General features: G+C 62.5%; 18 protein-coding genes and 1 tRNA gene. 12 read left to right on the forward strand and 7 right to left on the reverse strand.

Annotation, left to right across the window (positions count from 1 at the left end):
• Window positions 1–103: 103 nt before the first annotated feature.
• The 5 genes from rdgB (at window position 104) to sodC (ending at window position 6,145) form a co-directional block, all read left to right on the forward strand.
• Complete coding sequence (rdgB, locus tag HWE01_RS08690; protein WP_008328307.1) at window positions 104–694, forward strand: RdgB/HAM1 family non-canonical purine NTP pyrophosphatase; 591 nt, start codon at window positions 104–106, stop codon at window positions 692–694.
• Entirely contained in the window at window positions 691–1,938 is a 1,248-nt protein-coding gene (gene hemW / locus HWE01_RS08695; RefSeq protein WP_241821551.1) for a radical SAM family heme chaperone HemW, read from the forward strand. The genes rdgB and hemW overlap by 4 nt, the downstream gene beginning before the upstream one ends.
• Window positions 1,939–2,080: 142 nt before the next feature.
• Window positions 2,081–3,280 (forward strand): EAL and HDOD domain-containing protein, encoded by a 1,200-nt coding sequence (locus HWE01_RS08700; RefSeq protein ID WP_034350257.1) that lies wholly within the window; start codon window positions 2,081–2,083, stop codon window positions 3,278–3,280.
• A gap of 5 nt (window positions 3,281–3,285) precedes the next feature.
• Window positions 3,286–5,358 carry a putative bifunctional diguanylate cyclase/phosphodiesterase gene (locus tag HWE01_RS08705; protein WP_034350580.1) on the forward strand — a complete coding sequence of 691 codons (2,073 nt, stop codon included), beginning with the start codon at window positions 3,286–3,288 and terminating at the stop codon, window positions 5,356–5,358.
• A gap of 250 nt (window positions 5,359–5,608) precedes the next feature.
• Window positions 5,609–6,145: a superoxide dismutase family protein gene (gene sodC, locus HWE01_RS08710; RefSeq protein WP_008328317.1), complete on the forward strand. Its 537-nt coding sequence runs from the start codon at window positions 5,609–5,611 to the stop codon at window positions 6,143–6,145.
• A 337-nt stretch (window positions 6,146–6,482) separates the two neighbouring features.
• Here sodC and HWE01_RS08715 read toward each other — a convergent pair.
• The 3 genes from HWE01_RS08715 to HWE01_RS08725 form a co-directional block, all read right to left on the reverse strand.
• Window positions 6,483–6,576, reverse strand: a tRNA-Ser gene (locus tag HWE01_RS08715).
• A 143-nt stretch (window positions 6,577–6,719) separates the two neighbouring features.
• Window positions 6,720–7,973, reverse strand: coding sequence for an aspartate kinase (locus HWE01_RS08720; protein ID WP_034350259.1), 1,254 nt, complete (start codon window positions 7,971–7,973; stop codon window positions 6,720–6,722).
• A gap of 527 nt (window positions 7,974–8,500) precedes the next feature.
• Window positions 8,501–8,779: a DUF4148 domain-containing protein gene (locus HWE01_RS08725; RefSeq protein ID WP_008328319.1), complete on the reverse strand. Its 279-nt coding sequence runs from the start codon at window positions 8,777–8,779 to the stop codon at window positions 8,501–8,503.
• Window positions 8,780–9,030: 251 nt separating this feature from the next.
• Between HWE01_RS08725 and HWE01_RS08730 the strand changes: the two genes are divergently transcribed.
• Entirely contained in the window at window positions 9,031–9,942 is a 912-nt protein-coding gene (locus tag HWE01_RS08730; RefSeq protein ID WP_034350261.1) for a LysR family transcriptional regulator, read from the forward strand.
• A 36-nt stretch (window positions 9,943–9,978) separates the two neighbouring features.
• Here the strand turns inward: HWE01_RS08730 and HWE01_RS08735 are convergent, their stop codons facing one another.
• A complete protein-coding gene (locus HWE01_RS08735) occupies window positions 9,979–10,407 on the reverse strand; it encodes a thioredoxin family protein (protein WP_008328321.1) in 429 nt (142 codons plus the stop codon).
• A gap of 111 nt (window positions 10,408–10,518) precedes the next feature.
• Here HWE01_RS08735 and tsaB point away from each other — a divergent pair, with 111 nt between their 5' ends.
• Genes tsaB through HWE01_RS08755 form a run of 4 tightly spaced genes read left to right on the forward strand, consistent with a single transcriptional unit; the run spans window position 10,519 to window position 13,751 of the window.
• Window positions 10,519–11,238: a tRNA (adenosine(37)-N6)-threonylcarbamoyltransferase complex dimerization subunit type 1 TsaB gene (tsaB, locus tag HWE01_RS08740; RefSeq protein ID WP_241821552.1), complete on the forward strand. Its 720-nt coding sequence runs from the start codon at window positions 10,519–10,521 to the stop codon at window positions 11,236–11,238.
• Window positions 11,235–11,735, forward strand: a complete 501-nt coding sequence (gene rimI, locus HWE01_RS08745; RefSeq protein WP_299539719.1) for a ribosomal protein S18-alanine N-acetyltransferase — start codon at window positions 11,235–11,237, stop codon at window positions 11,733–11,735. The genes tsaB and rimI overlap by 4 nt, the downstream gene beginning before the upstream one ends.
• A complete protein-coding gene (locus tag HWE01_RS08750; protein WP_241821553.1) occupies window positions 11,732–12,727 on the forward strand; it encodes a uracil-DNA glycosylase in 996 nt (331 codons plus the stop codon). The genes rimI and HWE01_RS08750 overlap by 4 nt, the downstream gene beginning before the upstream one ends.
• A gap of 13 nt (window positions 12,728–12,740) precedes the next feature.
• The gene (locus tag HWE01_RS08755) at window positions 12,741–13,751 is read left to right on the forward strand and encodes a DUF1853 family protein (RefSeq protein WP_241821554.1); all 1,011 of its coding nucleotides are present in this window, start codon (window positions 12,741–12,743) and stop codon (window positions 13,749–13,751) included.
• Window positions 13,752–13,785: 34 nt separating this feature from the next.
• On the opposite strand, the gene lplT is transcribed toward HWE01_RS08755, so the two are convergent.
• Window positions 13,786–15,057, reverse strand: a complete 1,272-nt coding sequence (gene lplT / locus HWE01_RS08760) for a lysophospholipid transporter LplT (protein ID WP_241821555.1) — start codon at window positions 15,055–15,057, stop codon at window positions 13,786–13,788.
• Window positions 15,058–15,306: 249 nt separating this feature from the next.
• Between lplT and alr the strand changes: the two genes are divergently transcribed.
• Entirely contained in the window at window positions 15,307–16,386 is a 1,080-nt protein-coding gene (alr, locus tag HWE01_RS08765) for an alanine racemase (protein ID WP_008328349.1), read from the forward strand.
• A gap of 83 nt (window positions 16,387–16,469) precedes the next feature.
• Entirely contained in the window at window positions 16,470–17,852 is a 1,383-nt protein-coding gene (radA, locus tag HWE01_RS08770) for a DNA repair protein RadA (RefSeq protein ID WP_175342492.1), read from the forward strand.
• 23 nt (window positions 17,853–17,875) lie between these two features.
• On the opposite strand, the gene HWE01_RS08775 is transcribed toward radA, so the two are convergent.
• Window positions 17,876–18,445 (reverse strand): flagellar protein FlhE, encoded by a 570-nt coding sequence (locus tag HWE01_RS08775; RefSeq protein WP_008328351.1) that lies wholly within the window; start codon window positions 18,443–18,445, stop codon window positions 17,876–17,878.
• Window positions 18,438–19,799 carry a sensor histidine kinase family protein gene (locus HWE01_RS08780; protein ID WP_008328353.1) on the reverse strand — a complete coding sequence of 454 codons (1,362 nt, stop codon included), beginning with the start codon at window positions 19,797–19,799 and terminating at the stop codon, window positions 18,438–18,440. Before HWE01_RS08780 ends, HWE01_RS08775 begins: the two co-directional genes overlap by 8 nt.
• Window positions 19,800–19,824: the final 25 nt, after the last annotated feature.

Here is a 19,824-nt window from a genome sequence, read left to right on the forward strand (position 1 = left end):
TATGAACAAAAACGCCATGTGCCACACCGACATGGCGTTTTTCATTGGAGACGCGGTGGCGAAGATGCCCATCCCGCGCGCTCCGTAGAGATCAGGACCAGACATGCAGCCCAAGCAAAAGATCGTGATGGCGTCCAACAACGCCGGCAAACTGAAGGAATTCGCCAGTCTCCTGGGCGAGATCGGACTGGACGTCCGCCCCCAGGGCGAGTTCGACGTACCCGAGGCGGAGGAGCCCTTCGGCACCTTCGTCGAGAACGCGCTGGCCAAGGCCCGCCATGCCGCCCGTCTGACCGGCCTGCCGGCGCTGGCCGATGATTCCGGGGTCTGCGTCAATGCCCTGGGCGGTGCGCCGGGCGTATACTCCGCCCGCTATGCCGGCGAGCCCAAGTCGGACGCCAACAACAACGCCAGGCTCATCGCCGAGCTGGCAGCGCATGCCGACAAGTCCGCCTATTACTATTGTGTGCTGGTCTATGTGCGTCATGCCGACGATCCGCAGCCGGTCATCGCCGATGGCCTCTGGAAGGGCGAGATCATCGATCAGCCGCGCGGGCAGGGCGGTTTTGGCTATGACCCGTACTTCCTGCTGCCTGCGTTGGGCAAGACCGCTGCCGAACTCACGGCGGCCGAGAAAAATGCCGTCTCCCATCGTGGGCAAGCCCTGCGTGCCCTGGTCGGGAAGCTGGCATGATCCCGATCAAGCCGGTACCGGCCGATGATATCCCGGCCAGCCGCGCGGCCAGCGGCCCGGCCCAGGCCGCGCTGGCCTTTTTGAAGCCGGGCAGCCTGCAGCTGACGGCCTTGCCGCCTTTGTCGCTTTACGTGCATTTCCCCTGGTGCGTGCGCAAGTGCCCTTATTGCGACTTCAATTCCCATGAAGTGAAGGGCAGTTTCCCGGAAGAGGCTTATCTGGATGCGCTGCGCAGTGATCTGGAGCAGTCACTGCCGCTGATCTGGGGACGCAAGATCCACACCATCTTCATCGGTGGTGGCACCCCCAGCCTGCTGTCGGCGGCCGGCCTGGACCGCCTGCTGTCCGATCTGCGCACCTTGCTGCCCTTCGATAACGACATCGAGATCACCATGGAAGCCAATCCGGGGACCTTCGAGGCTGACAAGTTCCGCTCCTATCGGGACAGCGGCGTCAACCGCCTCTCCATTGGCATCCAGAGCTTCAACAGCCGGCATCTGCATGCCCTGGGGCGCATCCATGATGGCGATCAGGCGCGCAAGGCGGTGGAGATCGCGCACGCCAACTTCGACAATTTCAACCTCGACCTGATGTACGCGCTGCCGCAGCAGACGCTGGAAGAGGCCCGCACCGACATCGCCACGGCCATCGGCTTTGCACCGCCGCATCTGTCGCTGTACCACCTGACGCTGGAGCCCAACACGCTCTTTGCCAAGTATCCGCCGCCGGTGCCGGATGACGACACCAGCGCCGACATGCAGGACATGATCGCCGAGCTGACCAATGCTGCCGGCTACGCCAACTATGAAGTCTCGGCCTACGCCCAGCCCAAGCGCCGCGCCCGGCACAATCTGAATTACTGGCAATTCGGCGACTACCTCGGCATCGGTGCGGGGGCGCATTCCAAGCTATCCTTCCCGCATCGCATCGTGCGCCAGATGCGGTACAAGCATCCCCAGGCCTATCTGGACCATGCCCGGGCCGGTACGCACATTCAGGAGGAAGCCGAAATCGGCCGTGATGCCCTGGGCTTCGAATTCATGCTCAATGCCTTGCGCCTGACCGAAGGATTCTCACCGAATCTCTTTGCCGAGCGTACCGGCATGAGCTTGAACCAGATCGGGAAAGCGCTCGACCTGGCCGAGCAGAAAGGCATGTTGTATCGCGATCACGCTTTGATCCGGCCAAGCGATCTCGGACGTCGTTTTCTGAATGATTTGCAGGAAATTTTCTTGTCAGAGTAAAGCCATGTTGCAAGGTGGCTTTTATCAGGTATATTTAGAAAAAATTTAATTTTAATTAAGTATTCTGCTGGGAAACTTGTTAATATTCTTTTAACATTGCAGAGCGTCTCAGCAAATCGATGCGGCGCGCCACGATAAAAATATGGCTGTTCAGGATAAAAGCGTTCCATTTCCACTCGTGTTTTTGCAGCCCGTTGCGGACGTTCATCACGTCTGGACCGCGTTGTCGCTGCACATTTCACCTGCGGTGGAAGACGACAATGCCTTGCTGTCTCGCCTGTTCAATGAATTTGACCTGCATGACGCACTGGGCGGCCTGAGCTGCATCATCCCGGTGCGTGATCCGGCCGTCTTCGCGCCGGAATTCCAGCACGAGATTCCGCAAGGTCAGCTCGCATTGCGCGTGCCGGTTGAACATTGCGTCGATCCCGGCAAGATCGATGCCCTGGACTGGCTCTACAGCCGGGGTTTTGCCATCATCGCTGATGGCTTGCCGGCACAGGGGGCCAGTGTCTTCCCCTTCGTCGAATCGATGGCGCTGGACGCCGGTGTCGGCCACCTGCCTGAAACGGGTCAATGGCTGCAACGCCTGCGCGGTCCGCATCTGGCCGAGAACGTGGGCGATGCGATTCAGTTCGATGCCTGCCGGGTGGAAGGTTTTCGCTGGTTCTCGGGCGACTACGCCCTGCATCCCGACAGCCGCCTGTCGCAAAAGAATTCCATTTCCCGTGCGCGCCTGCTCAAGCTGCTTGAGCTGGTGGCGCGCGATGCCGACGCCAATGAACTGGAATCCCTGTTGAAGCAGGATCCGGCCTTGTCCTATCAGCTTTTCAAGCTGGTCAGCTCGGCCGCCTTCGGCTTCTCGGCGCATATCACCAATTTCACCCAGGCCATCAACCTGCTGGGCCGTCGCCAGCTGCAGCGCTGGCTGCAATTGCTGCTGTATGCGCGCTTCCCCGGCGACGAGTCGGCCAATCCGCTGCTGCCGCGCGCGGCAGCCCGTGCGGCGATGATGGAGGCGATGGCACAGAAGGTCACCTGCACCCAGGAAGAACTGGATCGGGCCTTCATCACCGGCATGTTCTCGCTGCTGGACATCCTGCTGGGCATGCCGCTCAATGACATCATCGAGCCGCTCAAGCTGCCGGTGGATATCGTCAATGCGCTGGTGCATCGCAGCGGTCGGCTGGGCAAGCTGCTGGACGTGGTCGAGCGCTCCGAAGATGGCCGCATTCCGCTGCGCCACGTGGATCTGGATGCGGCCGGTCTTGATGCCGAGGTGTATTGCCGTTGTCTGATCCAGGCCTTCAATTGGGCTACACGCGTCAGTACTGAGGCGTGATGACGATGATTTCCTCCGTGGGCACTGACGATCTGGCATGCTGTTCGGCACTGCTGGACGCCATGCAGAGCCTGCAGGGCATGGCCCTGCATGCCGCACTCGGAGGGATTGCGTCGGGTTTTCTCAAGCGTCCCGGTGGACGCTATGTCCTCAGCCCGCCAATGGAAGCGCCCAACGGGCTGTGCCAGGCGGTGGAGCATGAGGGCGCCCAGTTCGGTTACTTCGTCTTCCCGGCCCTGACCCGTCCTTACACCGAGCTGGAGCGCACCCGCCTGACCATGCTGGCGGCCTTCCTGGGCCGACTGATGCAGCGTCGCGCCGAGACCGACAAGCGCGCCCGCTCGCTGGACCAGATCGAGGCCAAGCTGGAGCAGCAGGCGCAGATCCTCAATCAGATGCACGAGTCCGTCATCACCATGGACCCGGCCGGTTTCATCACCAGCTGGAACCGGGGCGCCGAGCAGCTCTTCGGTTACAGTGCGCTGGAGGCCATCGGTCGCAATGTGCTGTTCCTCTATGAGAACGAAGAGCAAGAGGATTGCCTGCACGACCTGTTCCTGGAGCAGGGCGGCCGCGAAATGGAAGTGCGTCGCCGCAAGAAGTCCGGCGAGGTGTTCTGGGCCAGTCTGTCTCTGTCGGTCATGCGCGACCAGAATGGCCATCCGATCGGTCTGATCGGTTATCTCAACGACATCACCGAACGCAAGAATGCCGAAAAGCTGATCCATCACCTGGCCTATTACGACGCGCTGACCGGACTGCCCAACCGCACCTTGCTCACGCGCACGGTCGACCAGGCGCTCACGGAAGCGCGTCATGAAGACATGCACGGCTGCGTGATGTTCATCGACCTGAACCGTTTCAAGCCCATCAACGACACCTTGGGTCACGTCGCCGGCGACATGCTGCTGGTGGAAGTGGCCATTCGCCTGCGTCGTGCCTTGCGCGAGCAGGACGTGGTGGCGCGCCTGGGGGCTGATGAATTCGCGGTGGCGCTGTTCGACATCGACAAGGACTATCACCCCGGCTTCGTCGCCCAGAAACTGCTGGCCGTATTTGATGATCCCTTCTTCATCGACGGCCATGAGCTGCGCGTGGGCGCCAGCATTGGCGTGAGCATGTATCCGGAAGACGCCACCGATACCGAAACCCTGTTGCGACTGGCCGACATCGCCATGTATCGTGCCAAGCAGGGCGGCGATAACAATGAAGGCGGCTACGTCTACTACAGCGAAGAGATGAACCGCAACACGCTGGACCTGTTGCGCATCGAAACCGGCCTGCTGCATGCCTTCGAATACAACGAACTGCTGCTGTATTACCAGCCCAAGGTGGATATGAACACCCTGGCCATCACCGGTGGCGAAGCCCTGGTGCGCTGGCAGCATCCGGAGCGCGGACTGCTGCTGCCGGGCGAATTCATCCCGATTGCTGAAGAAACGGGTCTGATCGTCCAGCTCAGTGACTGGGTACTGGATGCCGTGTGCCGACAGGCGCGTTCATGGCGGGATGCCGGCCTGGCGCCGATCCGCATCGCCCTGAACGTGACGGCGCGTGAATTCACCCGCTCGCTGCCGGATCGCGTGCGTGCCGCCCTGAACCGCCATTCGCTCAGCGGCGACTGGCTGGAGCTGGAAATCACCGAAAGCATGCTGATGCACAGCACCGATCGCGTCATTTCCATCATGGAAAAGATCTGCAGCCTGGGTATCACGATTTCGCTGGATGATTTCGGCACCGGCTATTCCAGCCTGTCCTATCTGAAGCGTTTCCCCATCAATACGCTCAAGATTGACCGTTCCTTCACCATGGGCATTCCGGACGATACCAATGACTGCGCCATTGCCAGCGCCATCATCGGCATCGCCAAGCAATTGCGCCACAAGGTCATTGCTGAAGGCGTGGAGACTGAAAAACAGTTCAACTTCCTGCGCGAGGCCGGTTGCAATGAATTGCAGGGCTTCCTGTTCTCGCGCCCGATTCCTGCTGCGGACTTCCATGCCATGCTGCTGGAGGGGCGCAAGCTCAACGTCGCACCGGATACGATCCCGCCTGCCACCGGTCTTCCTGACCAATGATGCCAGTGAGCGGGCAGCGCCTTCTCGCTGGTCGGCTTCCTGCTGTCTTCCTCAACTGACGTTTTGTCCTCTGCCTGGGCCTGGTCCGGGAGCGTGTTGCCGGAAACTTGATACCTTCGGGCATTCTCTAGAACTTTTTCGGTCTGAGGGGAGAATGTTGTCCAGATTTCATCGCGGATTTCGCCGGTTTTCCGTGTGCTGCCGTGTCAGTGCTTATTCTTCACCTTTCAACCAACGAAGGAGAATGACCATGAAACAACGTATAGCATTGCTGGCCCTGTTGGCCGGCGCATCTGCGGCTTCGGCCGCCATGGCTGCCGGTGAGTCTGTCAAGGTGGCGCTGAACCTGGTCAATGGCCAGGGGGTGGTCTCCCCGGCGGGGGAGGTGACCATCAGCCAGACGCCTTATGGATTGGTATTCCAGCCGGCGTTGTCGGGCTTGCCTGCCGGTGTGCACGGCTTCCATCTGCATCAGAACGCTTCCTGCGCGCCGCAGGAAAAGGATGGAAAGATGGAGGCGGCACTGGCTGCGGGTGGTCACTGGGATCCGCAGCAGACCGGTCAGCATGAAGGTCCGTACGGCCAGGGGCATCTGGGCGATTTGCCGGCGCTTTACGTTACGGCTGACGGCAAGGCCAACTATCCGGTGCTGGCACCGCGCCTGAAGACCCTGGATCAGGTCCGTGGGCATGCGCTGATGGTGCATGTGGGCGGGGATAATCACGCGGATCATCCGGCGGCGTTGGGTGGTGGGGGTGCGCGACTGGCGTGTGGTGTGATCCAGTAGGGATGTGGCCTTCCGGGCCTGAGTATGGGGCCGGGATCAGGTCGAGCGTCGCCATCAATCTTCAAGATAACTAGAACCCATTTCTGTAGTTTCCGATGACTGGCTATGCGGCAATTGCTTTGGGCGGCTTGATCAAGCTTTCTGCAGGAATGCCGAGTCCTTGGTTTGGCTTCCAGATCAAGCGATGGCGAAAATAATAGACACCGTGGCGAGATTGATGGATTCCGCTGGGGATTCGCATGGGCCTTTTACTGAAAAAGGGAGGGGGCCTGCGGACGACTCCACATCCGAAAACCAAATAAAAAAGCCCCTGTAAAAACAGGGGCTTAGTAATGCTTGGCGGAGACGGAGGGATTCGAACCCTCGATACAGGTTTAAGCCCGTATGCTTCCTTAGCAGGGAAGTGCCTTCGACCACTCGGCCACGTCTCCACACTGAAGGCAGTTATCGCATTGCTGCGTTGCCTCAGCGAAGACCGAGATAATATCTTCTCATTTGCATCCGGTCAACAGTGGTCTTGCAAATAATCACCGTTTTTTCACCGCTACGGTCTTCGCCTTGAACGGCGCTTGATTTACTTGGCGCTGTCCAGGTCGAAAGCCTTGTGCAGAGCGCGCACGGCCAGCTCCATGTACTTCTCGTCGATCAGTACCGAGATCTTGATTTCCGAGGTGGAGATCATCTGGATGTTCACGCCTTCTTCGGACAGGGTGCGGAACATCTGCGAAGCGATACCCACATGGCTGCGCATGCCCACGCCCACCACCGAGACCTTGGAGACCTTGGTGTCGCCATTGATGGCTGCCGCACCGATGTGCGCCTTGACGCTGCTGTTCAACACTTCCACGGCCTTGGCGTATTCGGCGCGCGGGACCGTGAAGGTGAAGTCGGTCTTGCCTTCCACCGACTGGTTCTGGATGATCATGTCCACTTCGATGTTGGCATCGGCCACCGGGCCCAGGATCTGGTAGGCGATGCCCGGACGGTCGGGCACGCCCAGCACGGTGATCTTGGCTTCGTCGCGGCTGAAGGCGATGCCGGTGATGGTTGCTTGTTCCATGTTCTTGTCTTCCTCAAACGAAATCAGGGTGCCGGAGGCGGCTTCTTCGGCCAGCGGCGTGAGCGGGTCGGTCAGCGACGACAGCACCCGGGTCGGCATCTTGTAGTTGCCGGCAAATTCCACGGAGCGGATCTGCAGGACCTTGGAACCCAGGGAGGCCATTTCCAGCATCTCCTCGAAGGTCACGGTCTTCAGACGACGGGCGTCGCTCACCACGCGCGGGTCGGTGGTGTAGACACCATCCACGTCGGTGTAGATCAGGCATTCGGCAGCCTTCATGGCTGCGGCCACGGCAACGGCCGAGGTGTCCGAGCCGCCACGGCCCAGGGTGGTGATGTTGCCGTCGGCGTCCACCCCCTGGAAGCCAGTGATGATGACGACCTTGCCGGCATTCAGATCCTTGCGCACCTTGGCGTCATCAATGGAGCGGATACGCGCCTTGGTGAAGGCCGAGTCCGTCTTGATGGGCACTTGCCAGCCGGCATAGGAGACAGCCTGCTTGCCCAGCGCCTGCAGGGCAATGGCCAGGAGCGCCACCGAGACCTGTTCGCCGGTCGAGGCCAGCATGTCCAGCTCGCGGCCGTCGGGCTGGGCCATGATTTCCTTGGCCATGCCCAGGAGGCGGTTGGTTTCACCAGACATCGCCGAAGGCACGACAACGATCTGATGGCCGGCGTCGTGCCATTTGGCAACGCGCTTTGCGACATTCTGGATGCGCTCGATCGAGCCCATCGAGGTGCCGCCGTATTTGTGAACGTATAAAGCCATAGGGGGATAAAAAAAGGTGGCCCGACTTTGACAAGAAAACCCTGAGCTAGGCCGGAAGGAACAAACCCTTGACTTTACATGCGGTGCGCCAAAATCTCAAGGAAAAGCGCGATTGCACACGGTTTTGCAGGGATTTTTGCATGACGCGTTGCAGCAAGAAAAGTGCATCGACACACTGCGGCGCGCATGATTGCGCTTGCGCATACGGCAGCAATGCACGTCAGGTGCGTCAAGGGCGTGTCAGGTGAAGAAAAGCGGGAGGGGCAGGATGAAGGAGGAGGTCTGGTGCACCAGCTGTCATGCGCCCGTTCAAGGCTGGCGGCATGGCAGATGGTGCTGCGGTACGGAGACTGCGGTACTGCTGGTGATGCTTTGCTGGGCTGTCACGTCATCCTGGCACGGCGGTTCGGACGCAGGCGGCTGGCACTCGTTCGCGTTCATTCAGGTACAACGCGGGGGATGCGCCGGTGCGGAACACTGCCCTGACGGAATCGGTTCATCCGGATAGCGGATGCGGATCGCTTCGATCAGGCGCCGTTGTACAGATTTTGGGCTGCGCTGCTGGCCTGTTGCACCTGGCTTGCGACATCCTGGCGGCTCAGTTGCGAGGGAGCCTGGCGGATGACAGGGTATTCATTGCGCAGGGCAATCTCGTGATTGGCTTGGGCACGTTGCAGCTCGGCCTTGACGTCGGCGCGGGTCCGGGTCGAGTGGAACGGGGTTTCCGGCGGATACGGGGCTTCAGCCATGGCGGCGCCGGCGGCGGCGAGCAGGGAGGCGGCAACGACGATGTTCTTGATGTTCATGATAATGTCCTCTGTCTGGATAAGTGGTGGTTGTTCTTCTCCAAAGGCCGACGAGTCGTGGGAACGAGCCATGCTCTCCTTGTGGGAAAGCCCACTCGTGGGCGATCTGGTGAAGTCGGCTGGCGCCGGGCTTGTTGCTTTGCTGCGTTGCGCCAACCGATGACTGAAGTGTAAATATTGCGAAGACGAAGAAAAATAGGTTTAATCGGAATTGACTATTTCTCTTTGTGGAACAATCGGGGACTTGAAAAATGGATCGGTTGCAATCAATGCGGGTGTTTGCGAAGGTGGTCGAGCAGGGTAGTTTCGTGCGGGCGGCCGAGTTGCTGGACATCTCCAATGCCGTGGCGACCCGCTTCATTGCTGATCTTGAGGCGCACCTGGGTACGCGCCTGCTCAACCGCTCCACGCGCCGGCTGTCCCTGACCGAGGCCGGACAAGCGTATCTGGAGCGGGTCCGCATGATCCTGTCCGAGGTCGATGATGCCGAGGCCCTGGTATCGATGGAAACCAAGCGCCCGGCCGGCACCTTGGCGATCTACTCCAATGCCGGTTTCGGGCAATCGCAATTGGGCGAGATGCTGGCTGCCTACAGCGGCAGCTATCCCGATGTGGGGCTGGACATCTATCTGTCGGACCGCTCCATCGACCTGGTGGAGGAGGGCATCGACATCGGATTCTTCAGCAGCTTGCAAAAGTTCGACGCCAGCATGATCGTGCGACAACTGGGTGTGGCCAAGGTGATCCTTTGTGCTTCACCTGCTTACCTGGCCCGCGCCGGTGCGCCCGAACAGCCCGAAGATCTGTCGCGTCACAGCTGCCTGAACTTCTCGCATGAATATTTGCGCCATCACTGGCATGTCAATACCGAGGCCGGGGTGATGGATGTGCCCATCGTCAGCAAGGTGGTCTCCAACAGCGGCGTGTTGCTGCGCGACCTGGCGCTGGCGGGCATGGGCATCGTGATGCGCCCCTCCTACTCGCTGGGTGATGATCTGCGTTGCGGCAAGCTGGTGCAGGTGCTGCCGGACTTCGACATGGGGCAGGTGGTCATTTCGATGGTGTATCCGAGCCGCCGGCTGCTCTCGGCCAAGGTGCGCAGTTTTGCCGATTTCATCAGCGCCCGTTTCCCGCATCCCGAAACCGATCCCTGGCTGACCTGACGCCCCGATGCCGAGCGTTCCGGGCAACACAAGTGCTTAGCCGATCACATCGGCCAGCTTGCCCAGCAGGCTGCAGTCTTGCTGCCAGCTGCGTCGTTCGGCGGAGCTGGCGGCTTCGCGCTGCAGATCGGCGTCGCTCTTGTCGACCTGGGCCAGCAGGATACGCTCGGCCAGCCGGGTATCTGGCTCCATGGGGCCGAAGAAGGCCACCGTGGCGCCTCGTTCGATGAGCAGGGTGGGGAAGTTGTCGATGTCGAGATCACCGACCAGGTCGGCCTGGTCCTCGATATCGATCCAGACGAAATGATGTTGCGGATAGCGCGCCGCCCAGGCCTGGAAAGCAGCTTCATATTCACGGCAGCTGCCACACCAGTTCGCACACAGGCAAGCCACGACCCAGGTGTCGTTGCGAAGCGCCTCGGCGAGGTGGCGGCGGTTGGTTTGGTCTAATTTCTGGTAGGACATGGCGCGCCTATTTTACCCCCTTCGCGGCGCAGGGTTTTGCGCTGCCGCACAAAGGCTCACGATGGATGCGAACGAACCGAACAATTGCGCGCCGCACGGTAAAATAGCGGGATGTCCACGATTCTTGCCATTGAAACCTCCACCGAGCTGGCCTCGGCGGCCTTGCTCTACCGGGGCGAACTGATTGCGCGTCAATCCTCCGGCGCCCAGACCCATTCCGATGCCATTCTCCCCATGATCCAGCAATTGCTGGCCGATGCCGGCCTGGCGCTGTCGCAATGCGATGCGCTGGCCTTTGGCGTCGGCCCGGGCTCCTTCACCGGCGTGCGCACCGCGTGCGGTGTGGTGCAGGGCTTGTCCTTTGGTTGCGACCGTCCGGTGGTGCCGGTGCTCACCCTGGAAGCGGCGGCCCAGGCCTGCCGCGATGAAACACCGGAGGCCGCCGATGTGCTGGCCATCCTCGATGCCCGCATGGGGGAGGTCTATTGGGCCCGCTACCGGGCCCGCGCCGATGGCGGCTGGGATGTCCTGGCCGCGCCGGCCTTGTCATCGGCCGCCCAGGTGCCGGTGGAGGGTCGGCCCCATGCCTGCGGCAACGGCTTGTCGGTGCATGCCACGCATTTCAGTACCGGTTTCTGCGAGGCCGCCTTTGCCAGCGTGCATCCGCTGGCCATGCCGCATGCGCGCCAGGTGGCGACCCTGGGCCAGGTCCATTTCAGCGCGGGCGTCGCCTTGCCGGCGCAGCAGGCGCAGCCGCTCTACCTGCGCAACAAGGTCGCCCTGACCACGACCGAACGCGAGGTGCGCGATGCCGCCAAGGGGGCGGCATGATGCCGGAGGACCCGGCGTTGCCCCGGTCCGTATCGCATCCGCGCTATGGACGCCTGCAATTTGCGGCCATGGGCGCCAGCGACCTGGATGCGGTGGTGCGTATCGAAGAGGCCGTCTATTCGCACCCCTGGACGCGTGGCAACTTTCAGGATTCGCTCTACAGTGGCTACCAGGCGCAGACCTTGCGAGACGTACACGGCGAATTGCTGGGTTATTTTCTGGTCATGCTGGCCGTCGATGAGGCCCACCTGCTCAACATCAGCGTGGCGGCCCTGCATCAGCATCAGGGCCTGGGCCGCCTGCTGCTGGACCAGGCCAGCGCCACGGCACGCCAGCGCCACATGCGCACCATGCTGCTGGAAGTGCGCGAGTCCAACCAGCATGCCGCCAAGGTCTATCGCCAGTACGGCTTTACTGAAATCGGCCGACGCAAGAACTACTATCCCGCTGCCAACCAGACCCGAGAAGGGGCTATCGTCATGAGCCTGCCCTTATGAGTGAAGAATTGAAACAAGAGCCCGGTTTCGGCTCCTCCCTGGCCCTGCTGGATGCGCTGGGTATCGGCCCGGTCTGGGTGCGGCGTGAACTGGCGGTGGAAGAAGTGCAGGGCGCAGCCGCCACGCAAGAAACCCTTGCCCCGACCCCTGCCGCTCCGGTCGAATCGCCCAACGTCAGCGCACCGCAGCCGGTCGCAGCAGAAGCCAAGGCAGCCGTCGTGACGCATGCGCGACCATCTCCACCTTTGCCCGTCGCGCCTGCTCCTGCGCATGCGCCGGTAGAGCAAGAGGGCGGCCCACCCTCCTGGCTGGACGATATGGACTTCGGCACCGCACTGGAGCCCGTGCTCATTCCGGACGGCGACGAGGAGCAAGACGCGCCGTCCGTCGATCCCCTGATCGCCCGCCTCAAGACCATGGACTGGCCGCAGTTGAAGCAGCAGGTCGCCGGGTGCCGCCGTTGCGGCCTGTGTCAGGGGCGCAAGAATACGGTCTTTGGCGTAGGCGATGAAAAGGCCCGGTGGCTCTTCATCGGCGAAGGTCCGGGCCGCAATGAGGACCAGCAGGGCGAACCCTTCGTCGGCCCCGCCGGCAAGCTGCTGGACAACATGCTGCTGTCCATGGGCGTCAAGCGCGGCGAGAATGCCTACATCGCCAATATCGTCAAATGCCGTCCCACCGACGACAACGGGCGCGACCGTCCGCCTTCCCCCCAGGAAGTGGCCGCTTGCCTGCCTTATCTGCAGCGCCAGATCGAGCTGATCCAGCCCACGGTGCTGGTGGCGCTTGGCAAGACGGCGGCCATTTCGCTGCTCGGCATGGATCCGGCGACGCCGGTCTCGCGCCTGCGTGGCACGGTGCATCGCTACCAGGACCGTCCGCTGGTGGTGACCTACCACCCGGCCTATCTGTTGCGCACGCTCACCGATAAAAGCAAGGCCTGGGCCGACCTGTGCCTGGCCATGAGTACCTACCAGGCGCAGTCGCGCTGAGGCGATGCCGGGCATGGACCTGACCACGCACCAGGCGCGCTTTCACCAGCGTTGGCCGGAGTTGCGCGATCCCCACGTACGCGCGCTGGCCTGGCTGCTGTATGCCCCCGATCTGCTGGCACCGCATGCGGCCTGCTGGGAGGGCCGCATTGCCACGCTGGGCCAGCTTTCGTCCGAGGTGGCTGACTGGCTGCACGAGTTGCAATTCGATCCCGCTGGCAACGCGGCGCTGCACGCGCACATGGCGCAGCAGCCCTCGGGCCGCCTGGGCCGCTACGCCGAAAAGCTGCTCGGCTTCTATCTGCGTCATCAGGACTGTCTGGTCGCGGCCAATCTGCAGGTGCGCAATCAGGAGGGCGCGCGGGAAACCCTGGGCGAGTTCGATTTCCTGATCCGCTCCCCCGAGGCCGAGACCGATGGCGGACTCGTCCACTGGGAGTTCGCCACCAAGTTCTACTTGCTGCAGGCGCGGCAGCTTTCCGGTTCGGCCGGGGCGGAGGCCTTCGTCGGTCCCAATCTGGCCGATTCGCTCGGGCGCAAGATGCGCAAGATCCTGCAGCAGCAGTTGCGGCTGTCCGCGCATCCCTCTGCCCAGGCTGTCTTGCCTGCGCCGGTGGTGGCAGCGCGCGCCCTGGTCAAGGGATGGTTGTTCTATCCGCTGGGCGCAGCGCTGGCGTTGCCAGTTTCCATGGGCATTGCCGACGATCATTGCCGGGGATTCTGGTGCGATGCGGCCTGCCTGCCGGCCATCGACGAGCAGCCGATGCGCTACGCCTTGTTGCCGCGCCTGTCCTGGCTGGCGCCAGCCCGTCTGCCTGCCGCGCAGGGGCTGTCGCTGGGGCAATTGATGGACAGGCTGGAGGAGATGTTCTGCGCTGACGACAGCCCGATGATGGTGGCGCAGTGTCGTCCGCAGGAGGGCACAGAGCCGGAACTGCTGGAAGTGATGCGGGGTTTCGTGGTGCCGCCACAGTGGGAAGCGCGCGCCGCCACGACCGTGCAGCACGCCATCGTCCAGGTCTGAACCGGCGGTCCGGACCTTTCAATGCAGCGGGGAATCAGTGGTGGGGATGCTTGTCCTCGCCGATCAGCGCCAGCGAGTCGTGCTCGCGCTGGTTGGCGGCATGGCGGCGCATGATCAGATACATGATGCCGGCCACGAAGGAACCGAAGATGATGATGACGGTATTGACATCCAGGTTCATGCGCACCATGAAGGCATACAGCACCAGCATGGTCAGCACCGAGAGGTTTTCGTTGAAGTTCTGCACGGCAATCGAGTGGCCGGCGCTCATGAGCACGTGACCACGGTGTTGCAGCAGGGCATTCATCGGTACCACGAAGTACCCCGACAGGGCGCCCACGATCACCAGCAGCGGATAGGCCACCCACACCGAGGTGGTGGTGGTCATCAGCATCACCACGATGCCCATGATGATGCCCAGCGGCATGACGGTCAGCGATTTCTTCAGCGGCACGAAGCGCGCTGCGGCCACCGCGCCCAGCGCCACGCCCAGGGCGACGATGCCCTGCAGGATGGCGGCCTTGTCCAGCGGCATGTGCAGTGACTTCTCGGCCCACTTCAGGACGATGAACTGCAGCGTCGCCCCGGCGCCCCAGAAGAGCGTGGTCACGGCCAGCGAGATCTGGCCCAGCTTGTCCTTCCACAGGGTGGTGAAGCAGCCGGCGAAATCGACGATGAGACGGATGGGATTGCGTTCCTGGTGCTCGTAGCGGGCACCGGTATCAGGGATGTAGAAGTTGAACAGCGCGGCGATGACGTAGATGCAGGAGATGATGCACAGGGCCGCTTCGGTAGGGGTGTTGATGGGCAGGTCGATCATCGGGAAATCGAAGCTGAGGATCACGGCCGACACCTTGGGATTGACCAGCGCCCCGCCCAGGACCGTGCCCATGATGATGGAACCCACCGTCAGCCCCTCGATCCAGCCGTTGGCGGCGACCAGTTTTTCCGGCAGCAGCAGTTCGGTGAGGATCCCGTACTTGGCCGGCGAATAGGCCGCCGCGCCGAAGCCGACCACCGCATAGGCCAGCAGCGGGTGCACGGTGAAGAACATGAGGGAACAGCCGCCGATCTTGATCATGTTGGTGATCAACATGACCTTGCCCTTGGGAAAGGCGTCGGCGAAGGCGCCCACGAAGGCCGCCAGCAGCACATAGGAAAGCACGAAGAACAGCTTCAGCAGCGGGGTCATCCACGCTGGCGAGTGCATTTCGGCAAGTAGGGCGATGGCGGCGATCAGCAGCGCGTTATCGGCGAGCGACGAAAAGAACTGCGCCGCCATGATGGTATAGAAACCGCGATTCATCCCTGTCCAAGATGTATAACAAATGATGTCCGGGTAGCTTTATACCATGAAACCATGCACGCTCCGTCATAAGTCCAACCAGAAAGATGTTCGTCCGGTAAAATGCCCGCTTGTTCCCCGCAGGGCAAAAACTGCCGGGCGAACCGCGACAGGCAGGTCCGTGGCGACCTTCTCATTGGCCGTGCACATTGCCGGTTCCCGCCGATCTCTGTCTGTCAGCCATCCGCTCCGTTACCGCTACTGGATATCATGCCAAGACCCATCGTCGCTTCCATCAGCATTTCTGCTCTTCAACACAACCTCTCGGTGGCCCGCGCCCATGCACCCAATGCCCGCCTCTGGGGCGTGCTCAAGGCCAACGGCTACGGTCACGGACTGGAGCGCGCCATGCGCGGCCTGGCCGACGCCGACGGCCTGGCGCTGGTCGAGCCGGACTATGCGGTGCGCCTGCGGGAGTTGGGCTGGACCAAGCCGATCCTGCTGCTGGAAGGTTTCTTCGATGCCGATGACCTGCCGGTGCTGGCCCGTCACGATATCCAGTTCGCCGTGCATTGCGACGAGCAGATTGCGCTGCTGGAACAATTCGTCACTGATGCCGCCTTCCATGTGCATCTGAAGATGAACAGCGGCATGAACCGCCTGGGTTTCAAGCCCGAGGACTTCCACGCCGCCCATGCGCGGGTGAGCAAGATCGCCAGCGTGCGCAGCATCACCATGATGACCCACTTCGCCAACGCCGATGATGCCGGCAACCCGGCCCTGCCGCTGGCCGAGCAGGTGCGCCGTTTCGAGGCCGGCACGCAAGGGCTGACCGGCCCGAAGAGCCTGTGCAATTCAGCCGCCGACCTCATGCACGGCCAACTGGCCCATGACTGGGTACGTCCGGGCATCATGCTCTATGGTGGGACGCCCGGCGGCGGCACTGCGGCTGATTTCGGCCTGCGGGCGGCCATGACATTGGAAAGCCAGATCATCGGCGTACAAGAGATCGGACCGGGCGAAGCCATCGGCTATGGCAGCCGTTTCGTGGCCGACAAGCCCATGCGCGTGGGCGTGGTGGCCTGCGGCTATGCCGACGGCTATCCGCGCCACGCACCGACCGGCACGCCGGTACTGGTCGATGGCGCCAGAACCGGCACCGTCGGCCGGGTCTCGATGGATATGTTGTGCGTGGACCTGACCGCGATCCCCGGCGCTGCTGTGGGCAGCCGCGTCCAGTTGTGGGGCCAGCAGTTGCCCATCGATGAGGTCGCTTCTGCGGCGGGTACGATCGGATATGAATTGATGTGCGCGCTGGCCCCACGGGTGGCGGTGCGTGAAGTGGCCTGATCTGAAGAAGATGAACTTCCTGGCAGATTTCCGGGACGTTTCAGCAGGCATACCAGCATAGAGCAGAGAGCGGCAAGGCGACGATGGCGAAGGTCAAGACCAATTACACCTGTACCGAATGCGGCGGGGTCAGCAACAAATGGGCCGGCCAGTGTCCGGCCTGCGGCCAGTGGAATACCCTGGTCGAGACGCTGGTGGAGAGCGGCGGCAATCGCTACTCGTCCACTCCGCAAAGCCTGGCGCAGACCGCACCGGTGTTGAGCCTGGCCGATATCGAAGCAATCGATGTGCCGCGCTTTGGCACCGGCATCGAGGAATTCGACCGGGTGCTGGGCGGTGGCCTGGTGCCGGGTGGGGTGGCGCTCATCGGTGGCGACCCCGGCATCGGCAAGTCGACGTTGTTGTTGCAGGCGCTGGCCAATATTTCCAGGCTCAAGAAGGTGCTCTACGTGAGCGGTGAAGAATCCGGTTCGCAGATCGCCCTGCGCGCCAAGCGTCTGGCGGTGGATGCGCGCGCGCTGCAATTGCAGGCCGAGATCCAGCTGGAAAAGATCCTCGCCACCCTGGCCGAGCACAAGCCCGAAGTGGCCGTGATCGACTCCATCCAGACCATTTATTCCGATGCCCTGAGCTCGGCGCCCGGTTCGGTGGCGCAGGTGCGCGAATGCGCGGCGCAACTGACGCGGGTGGCCAAGACTTCCGGCATCACCATCATCATGGTCGGCCACGTGACCAAGGAAGGCGCGCTGGCCGGCCCGCGCGTACTGGAGCACATCGTCGATACGGTGCTTTACTTCGAGGGCGATACCCATTCCAGCTTCCGCCTGGTGCGCGCTTTCAAGAACCGTTTCGGCGCCGTCAACGAGCTGGGCGTGTTTGCCATGACCGAGAAGGGCTTGAAGGGGGTATCCAATCCCTCGGCCCTGTTCCTCTCGCAGCACGAAAACCAGGTGCCCGGCTCCTGCGTCATGGTGACCCAGGAGGGGACGCGGCCCCTGCTGGTGGAAATCCAGGCGCTGGTGGACAGTTCGCACGTACCCAATGCGCGCCGTCTCTCGGTCGGTCTGGAGCAGAACCGCCTGGCCATGCTGCTGGCCGTGCTGCACCGGCATGCGGGCGTGGCGGCTTTCGATCAGGATGTGTTCATCAATGCGGTAGGCGGGGTGAAGATTACCGAGCCCGCCGCCGACCTGGCGGTGCTGCTGGCGATCAATTCCTCCATGCGCAACAAACCCTTGCCACGTGGACTGGTGGTGTTCGGGGAAGTGGGGCTGGCCGGCGAGATCCGTCCGGCACCGCGTGGTCAGGAACGCTTGCGGGAGGCAGCCAAGCTCGGTTTCTCCATCGCGGTGATCCCCAAGGCCAATGCGCCCAAGCAGCCCATCGAGGGGCTGCGAGTCATTGCCGTGGAGCGCATCGATGATGCCTTGCAGAAAGCGCGCGAGATCGACGATTACGCTGCCTGAATCCCCGTCGGCAGTGGAGCCCTTCAGCCGGGCGTGTCGAAGGTGACGATGACCTGGTTGATCTCGCCCTTGATGGGGGGCTCGCCCGTGCGTGCCGTGCCGCGCAGGCTGTAATGCAGCTGGAACGGCTGGCGGGCATCGCGCCCGTTGAAGAAATCGGTACTGCCGGCACTGGTCTGACTCACGTCCCAGCACACGCCCGCATCCTTCCAGCACAGCCTGGCCTCGAAGCCGGGGGGCTTGCTGGCCAGGGTATAGCGCCAGCTGACCTTGCGAATGGTTGCGCCCGGCGGTACCTGTCCCACCACCGTGAATTGCGTGATGTAGTCGGCGTTGCGGGCGCGGATATCCGGACCGGGTACGTCAGAGGCATAGGCACCGGACGGTCCGCCATGGGCCGGCGTGATATTGAGCGGCGAGGGACCGCTTGGCGTTACCGGCGAGAGGATCACGATGGGGCGCTTGCTGCCGTCGCTGCCGGCGGCGGGAATGCTCAGGTTGCGGTCTGCATAGGTCTGCGCCCACGCCAGGGCGGGCAGGGCAGCCGCCAGAAGCCAGGGCAGCAGGCGCCGGATGAATGCCCGCTCAGGCATGACGCCGATGCCCCTTCAAGGGCAGCGAAATCTGCACCAGCAGGCCGCCGTGGCTTTCTTCATGGCCCTTCAGGACCAGCTTGCCATTGTGCTTGAGCACGATGCGGTTGACGATGGCCAGCCCCAGGCCGGAGCCATTGGCCTGACCGCGCGCGCTGTCGAGGCGGGTGAAGGGGCGCAGCAGACGTTCACACTCGTTCTCGGGCACCCCCGGGCCATGGTCGAACACTTCCACCAGGACATGATGCCCTTCGATGCGGCTGCGCAGATGAATCTCGGCGCAGTCGGTACCGGGCGTCTTGCCGTAGCGGCGCGCATTTTCCACCAGGTTGCTGAACACCCGCGCCAGTTCGGTCGCATTGCCCGCAACCTCGGTGGCGGGCGTGATCTCGGTAGTGAGCTTGACGTCGGACAGGCGCGCCGACTTGGCGGCCACATCGTCGAGCACGTCGGCCAGGTTGATGCTTTCCAGGCTGTTGGTATCGAAGGGCTTGGCGTAGTCGAGGAACTGGCCGATGATGCTGTCCATCTGCGCCAGGTCCGAGTGCATGCCGTCGCGCGATTCGTCCGACAGGTTGGCCATCTCCACTTCCAGCTGCATGCGCGCCAGCGGCGTGCGCAGGTCGTGCGAGATGCCGGCCAGAATCAGGGCGCGGTCTGATTCGATGCGATTGAGGTCGGCCACCATCTGGTTGAAGCTGCGATTGGCTTCCTCGATCTCGGTCGGGCCGGATTCGGGCAGCGGTTCCGGCTGGCGTCCCTTGGCGATGGCGCGGGCCGCTGCCGTCAGCCGGGCCAGCGGCTGGTTGATGAGGGTGGAGATGAAGACTGCCCCGATCAGTGACAGGAACAGCGCAATCGAACCCCATCCCAGCCATTGCAGACCCGAGGTGCGGTCCAGGCGGCCGCGGTCGAGCATGAGCCAGTACTGGTCATCGTCGATGTTGAAACTGATCCAGAAACCTTCCACCTCGTTGACGCTGGAGGCGAAGATGGTGTTCTCGTCCAGCGACTGGCGCACGTAGTACTCCAGCTCAGGCACGATGGGGGAGTCCTCGGGCGGTACGATGCGGTCGCTCTTTTCCAGCGGATAGATGCGGATGCCTTCATTGCTGGCCAGATCGAACAGCAGTTCGCGCCGCATCTCGGGCGCCGAGTGCGTCAGCGCAGCGCGCGTGATGGTGACCACCGAGACGATCTGTGCGGCCAGCTGCTCGGCTCGCGGGCCGCGTTCGACCATGCGAAAGCTGGCTACCCAGGCCACCATGCTGGCGGTGATCAGGAAGGTCAGGAGGAAGAAGGTACGCCAGAACAGGCCGTTGCTGAACCATCCGGTTTGAGGGCGGGTTTTCATCGGCAAGCGGCCTGCGGGTGAGGGG

The organism is Herbaspirillum sp. C7C8 (assembly GCF_022627875.1).
GTDB lineage: Bacteria > Pseudomonadota > Gammaproteobacteria > Burkholderiales > Burkholderiaceae_D > Herbaspirillum.

Bases quoted from the DNA above. Each gene is read 5' to 3' on its own strand.
- HWE01_RS08720 (WP_034350259.1), bottom strand. From the start codon at position 7,973: ATGGCTTTATACGTTCACAAATACGGCGGCACCTCGATGGGCTCGATC.
- HWE01_RS08735 (WP_008328321.1), bottom strand. From the start codon at position 10,407: ATGTCCTACCAGAAATTAGACCAAACCAACCGCCGCCACCTCGCCGAG.
- rimI (WP_299539719.1), top strand. From the start codon at position 11,235: ATGATGCCGGAGGACCCGGCGTTGCCCCGGTCCGTATCGCATCCGCGC.
- HWE01_RS08775 (WP_008328351.1), bottom strand. From the start codon at position 18,445: ATGCCTGAGCGGGCATTCATCCGGCGCCTGCTGCCCTGGCTTCTGGCG.
- HWE01_RS08730 (WP_034350261.1), top strand. From the start codon at position 9,031: ATGGATCGGTTGCAATCAATGCGGGTGTTTGCGAAGGTGGTCGAGCAG.
- lplT (WP_241821555.1), bottom strand. From the start codon at position 15,057: ATGAATCGCGGTTTCTATACCATCATGGCGGCGCAGTTCTTTTCGTCG.
- HWE01_RS08705 (WP_034350580.1), top strand. From the start codon at position 3,286: ATGATTTCCTCCGTGGGCACTGACGATCTGGCATGCTGTTCGGCACTG.
- HWE01_RS08780 (WP_008328353.1), bottom strand. From the start codon at position 19,799: ATGAAAACCCGCCCTCAAACCGGATGGTTCAGCAACGGCCTGTTCTGG.
- tsaB (WP_241821552.1), top strand. From the start codon at position 10,519: ATGTCCACGATTCTTGCCATTGAAACCTCCACCGAGCTGGCCTCGGCG.
- alr (WP_008328349.1), top strand. From the start codon at position 15,307: ATGCCAAGACCCATCGTCGCTTCCATCAGCATTTCTGCTCTTCAACAC.
- hemW (WP_241821551.1), top strand. From the start codon at position 691: ATGATCCCGATCAAGCCGGTACCGGCCGATGATATCCCGGCCAGCCGC.
- HWE01_RS08700 (WP_034350257.1), top strand. From the start codon at position 2,081: ATGGCTGTTCAGGATAAAAGCGTTCCATTTCCACTCGTGTTTTTGCAG.
- HWE01_RS08755 (WP_241821554.1), top strand. From the start codon at position 12,741: ATGGACCTGACCACGCACCAGGCGCGCTTTCACCAGCGTTGGCCGGAG.
- sodC (WP_008328317.1), top strand. From the start codon at position 5,609: ATGAAACAACGTATAGCATTGCTGGCCCTGTTGGCCGGCGCATCTGCG.
- radA (WP_175342492.1), top strand. From the start codon at position 16,470: ATGGCGAAGGTCAAGACCAATTACACCTGTACCGAATGCGGCGGGGTC.
- HWE01_RS08725 (WP_008328319.1), bottom strand. From the start codon at position 8,779: ATGAACATCAAGAACATCGTCGTTGCCGCCTCCCTGCTCGCCGCCGCC.
- rdgB (WP_008328307.1), top strand. From the start codon at position 104: ATGCAGCCCAAGCAAAAGATCGTGATGGCGTCCAACAACGCCGGCAAA.
- HWE01_RS08750 (WP_241821553.1), top strand. From the start codon at position 11,732: ATGAGTGAAGAATTGAAACAAGAGCCCGGTTTCGGCTCCTCCCTGGCC.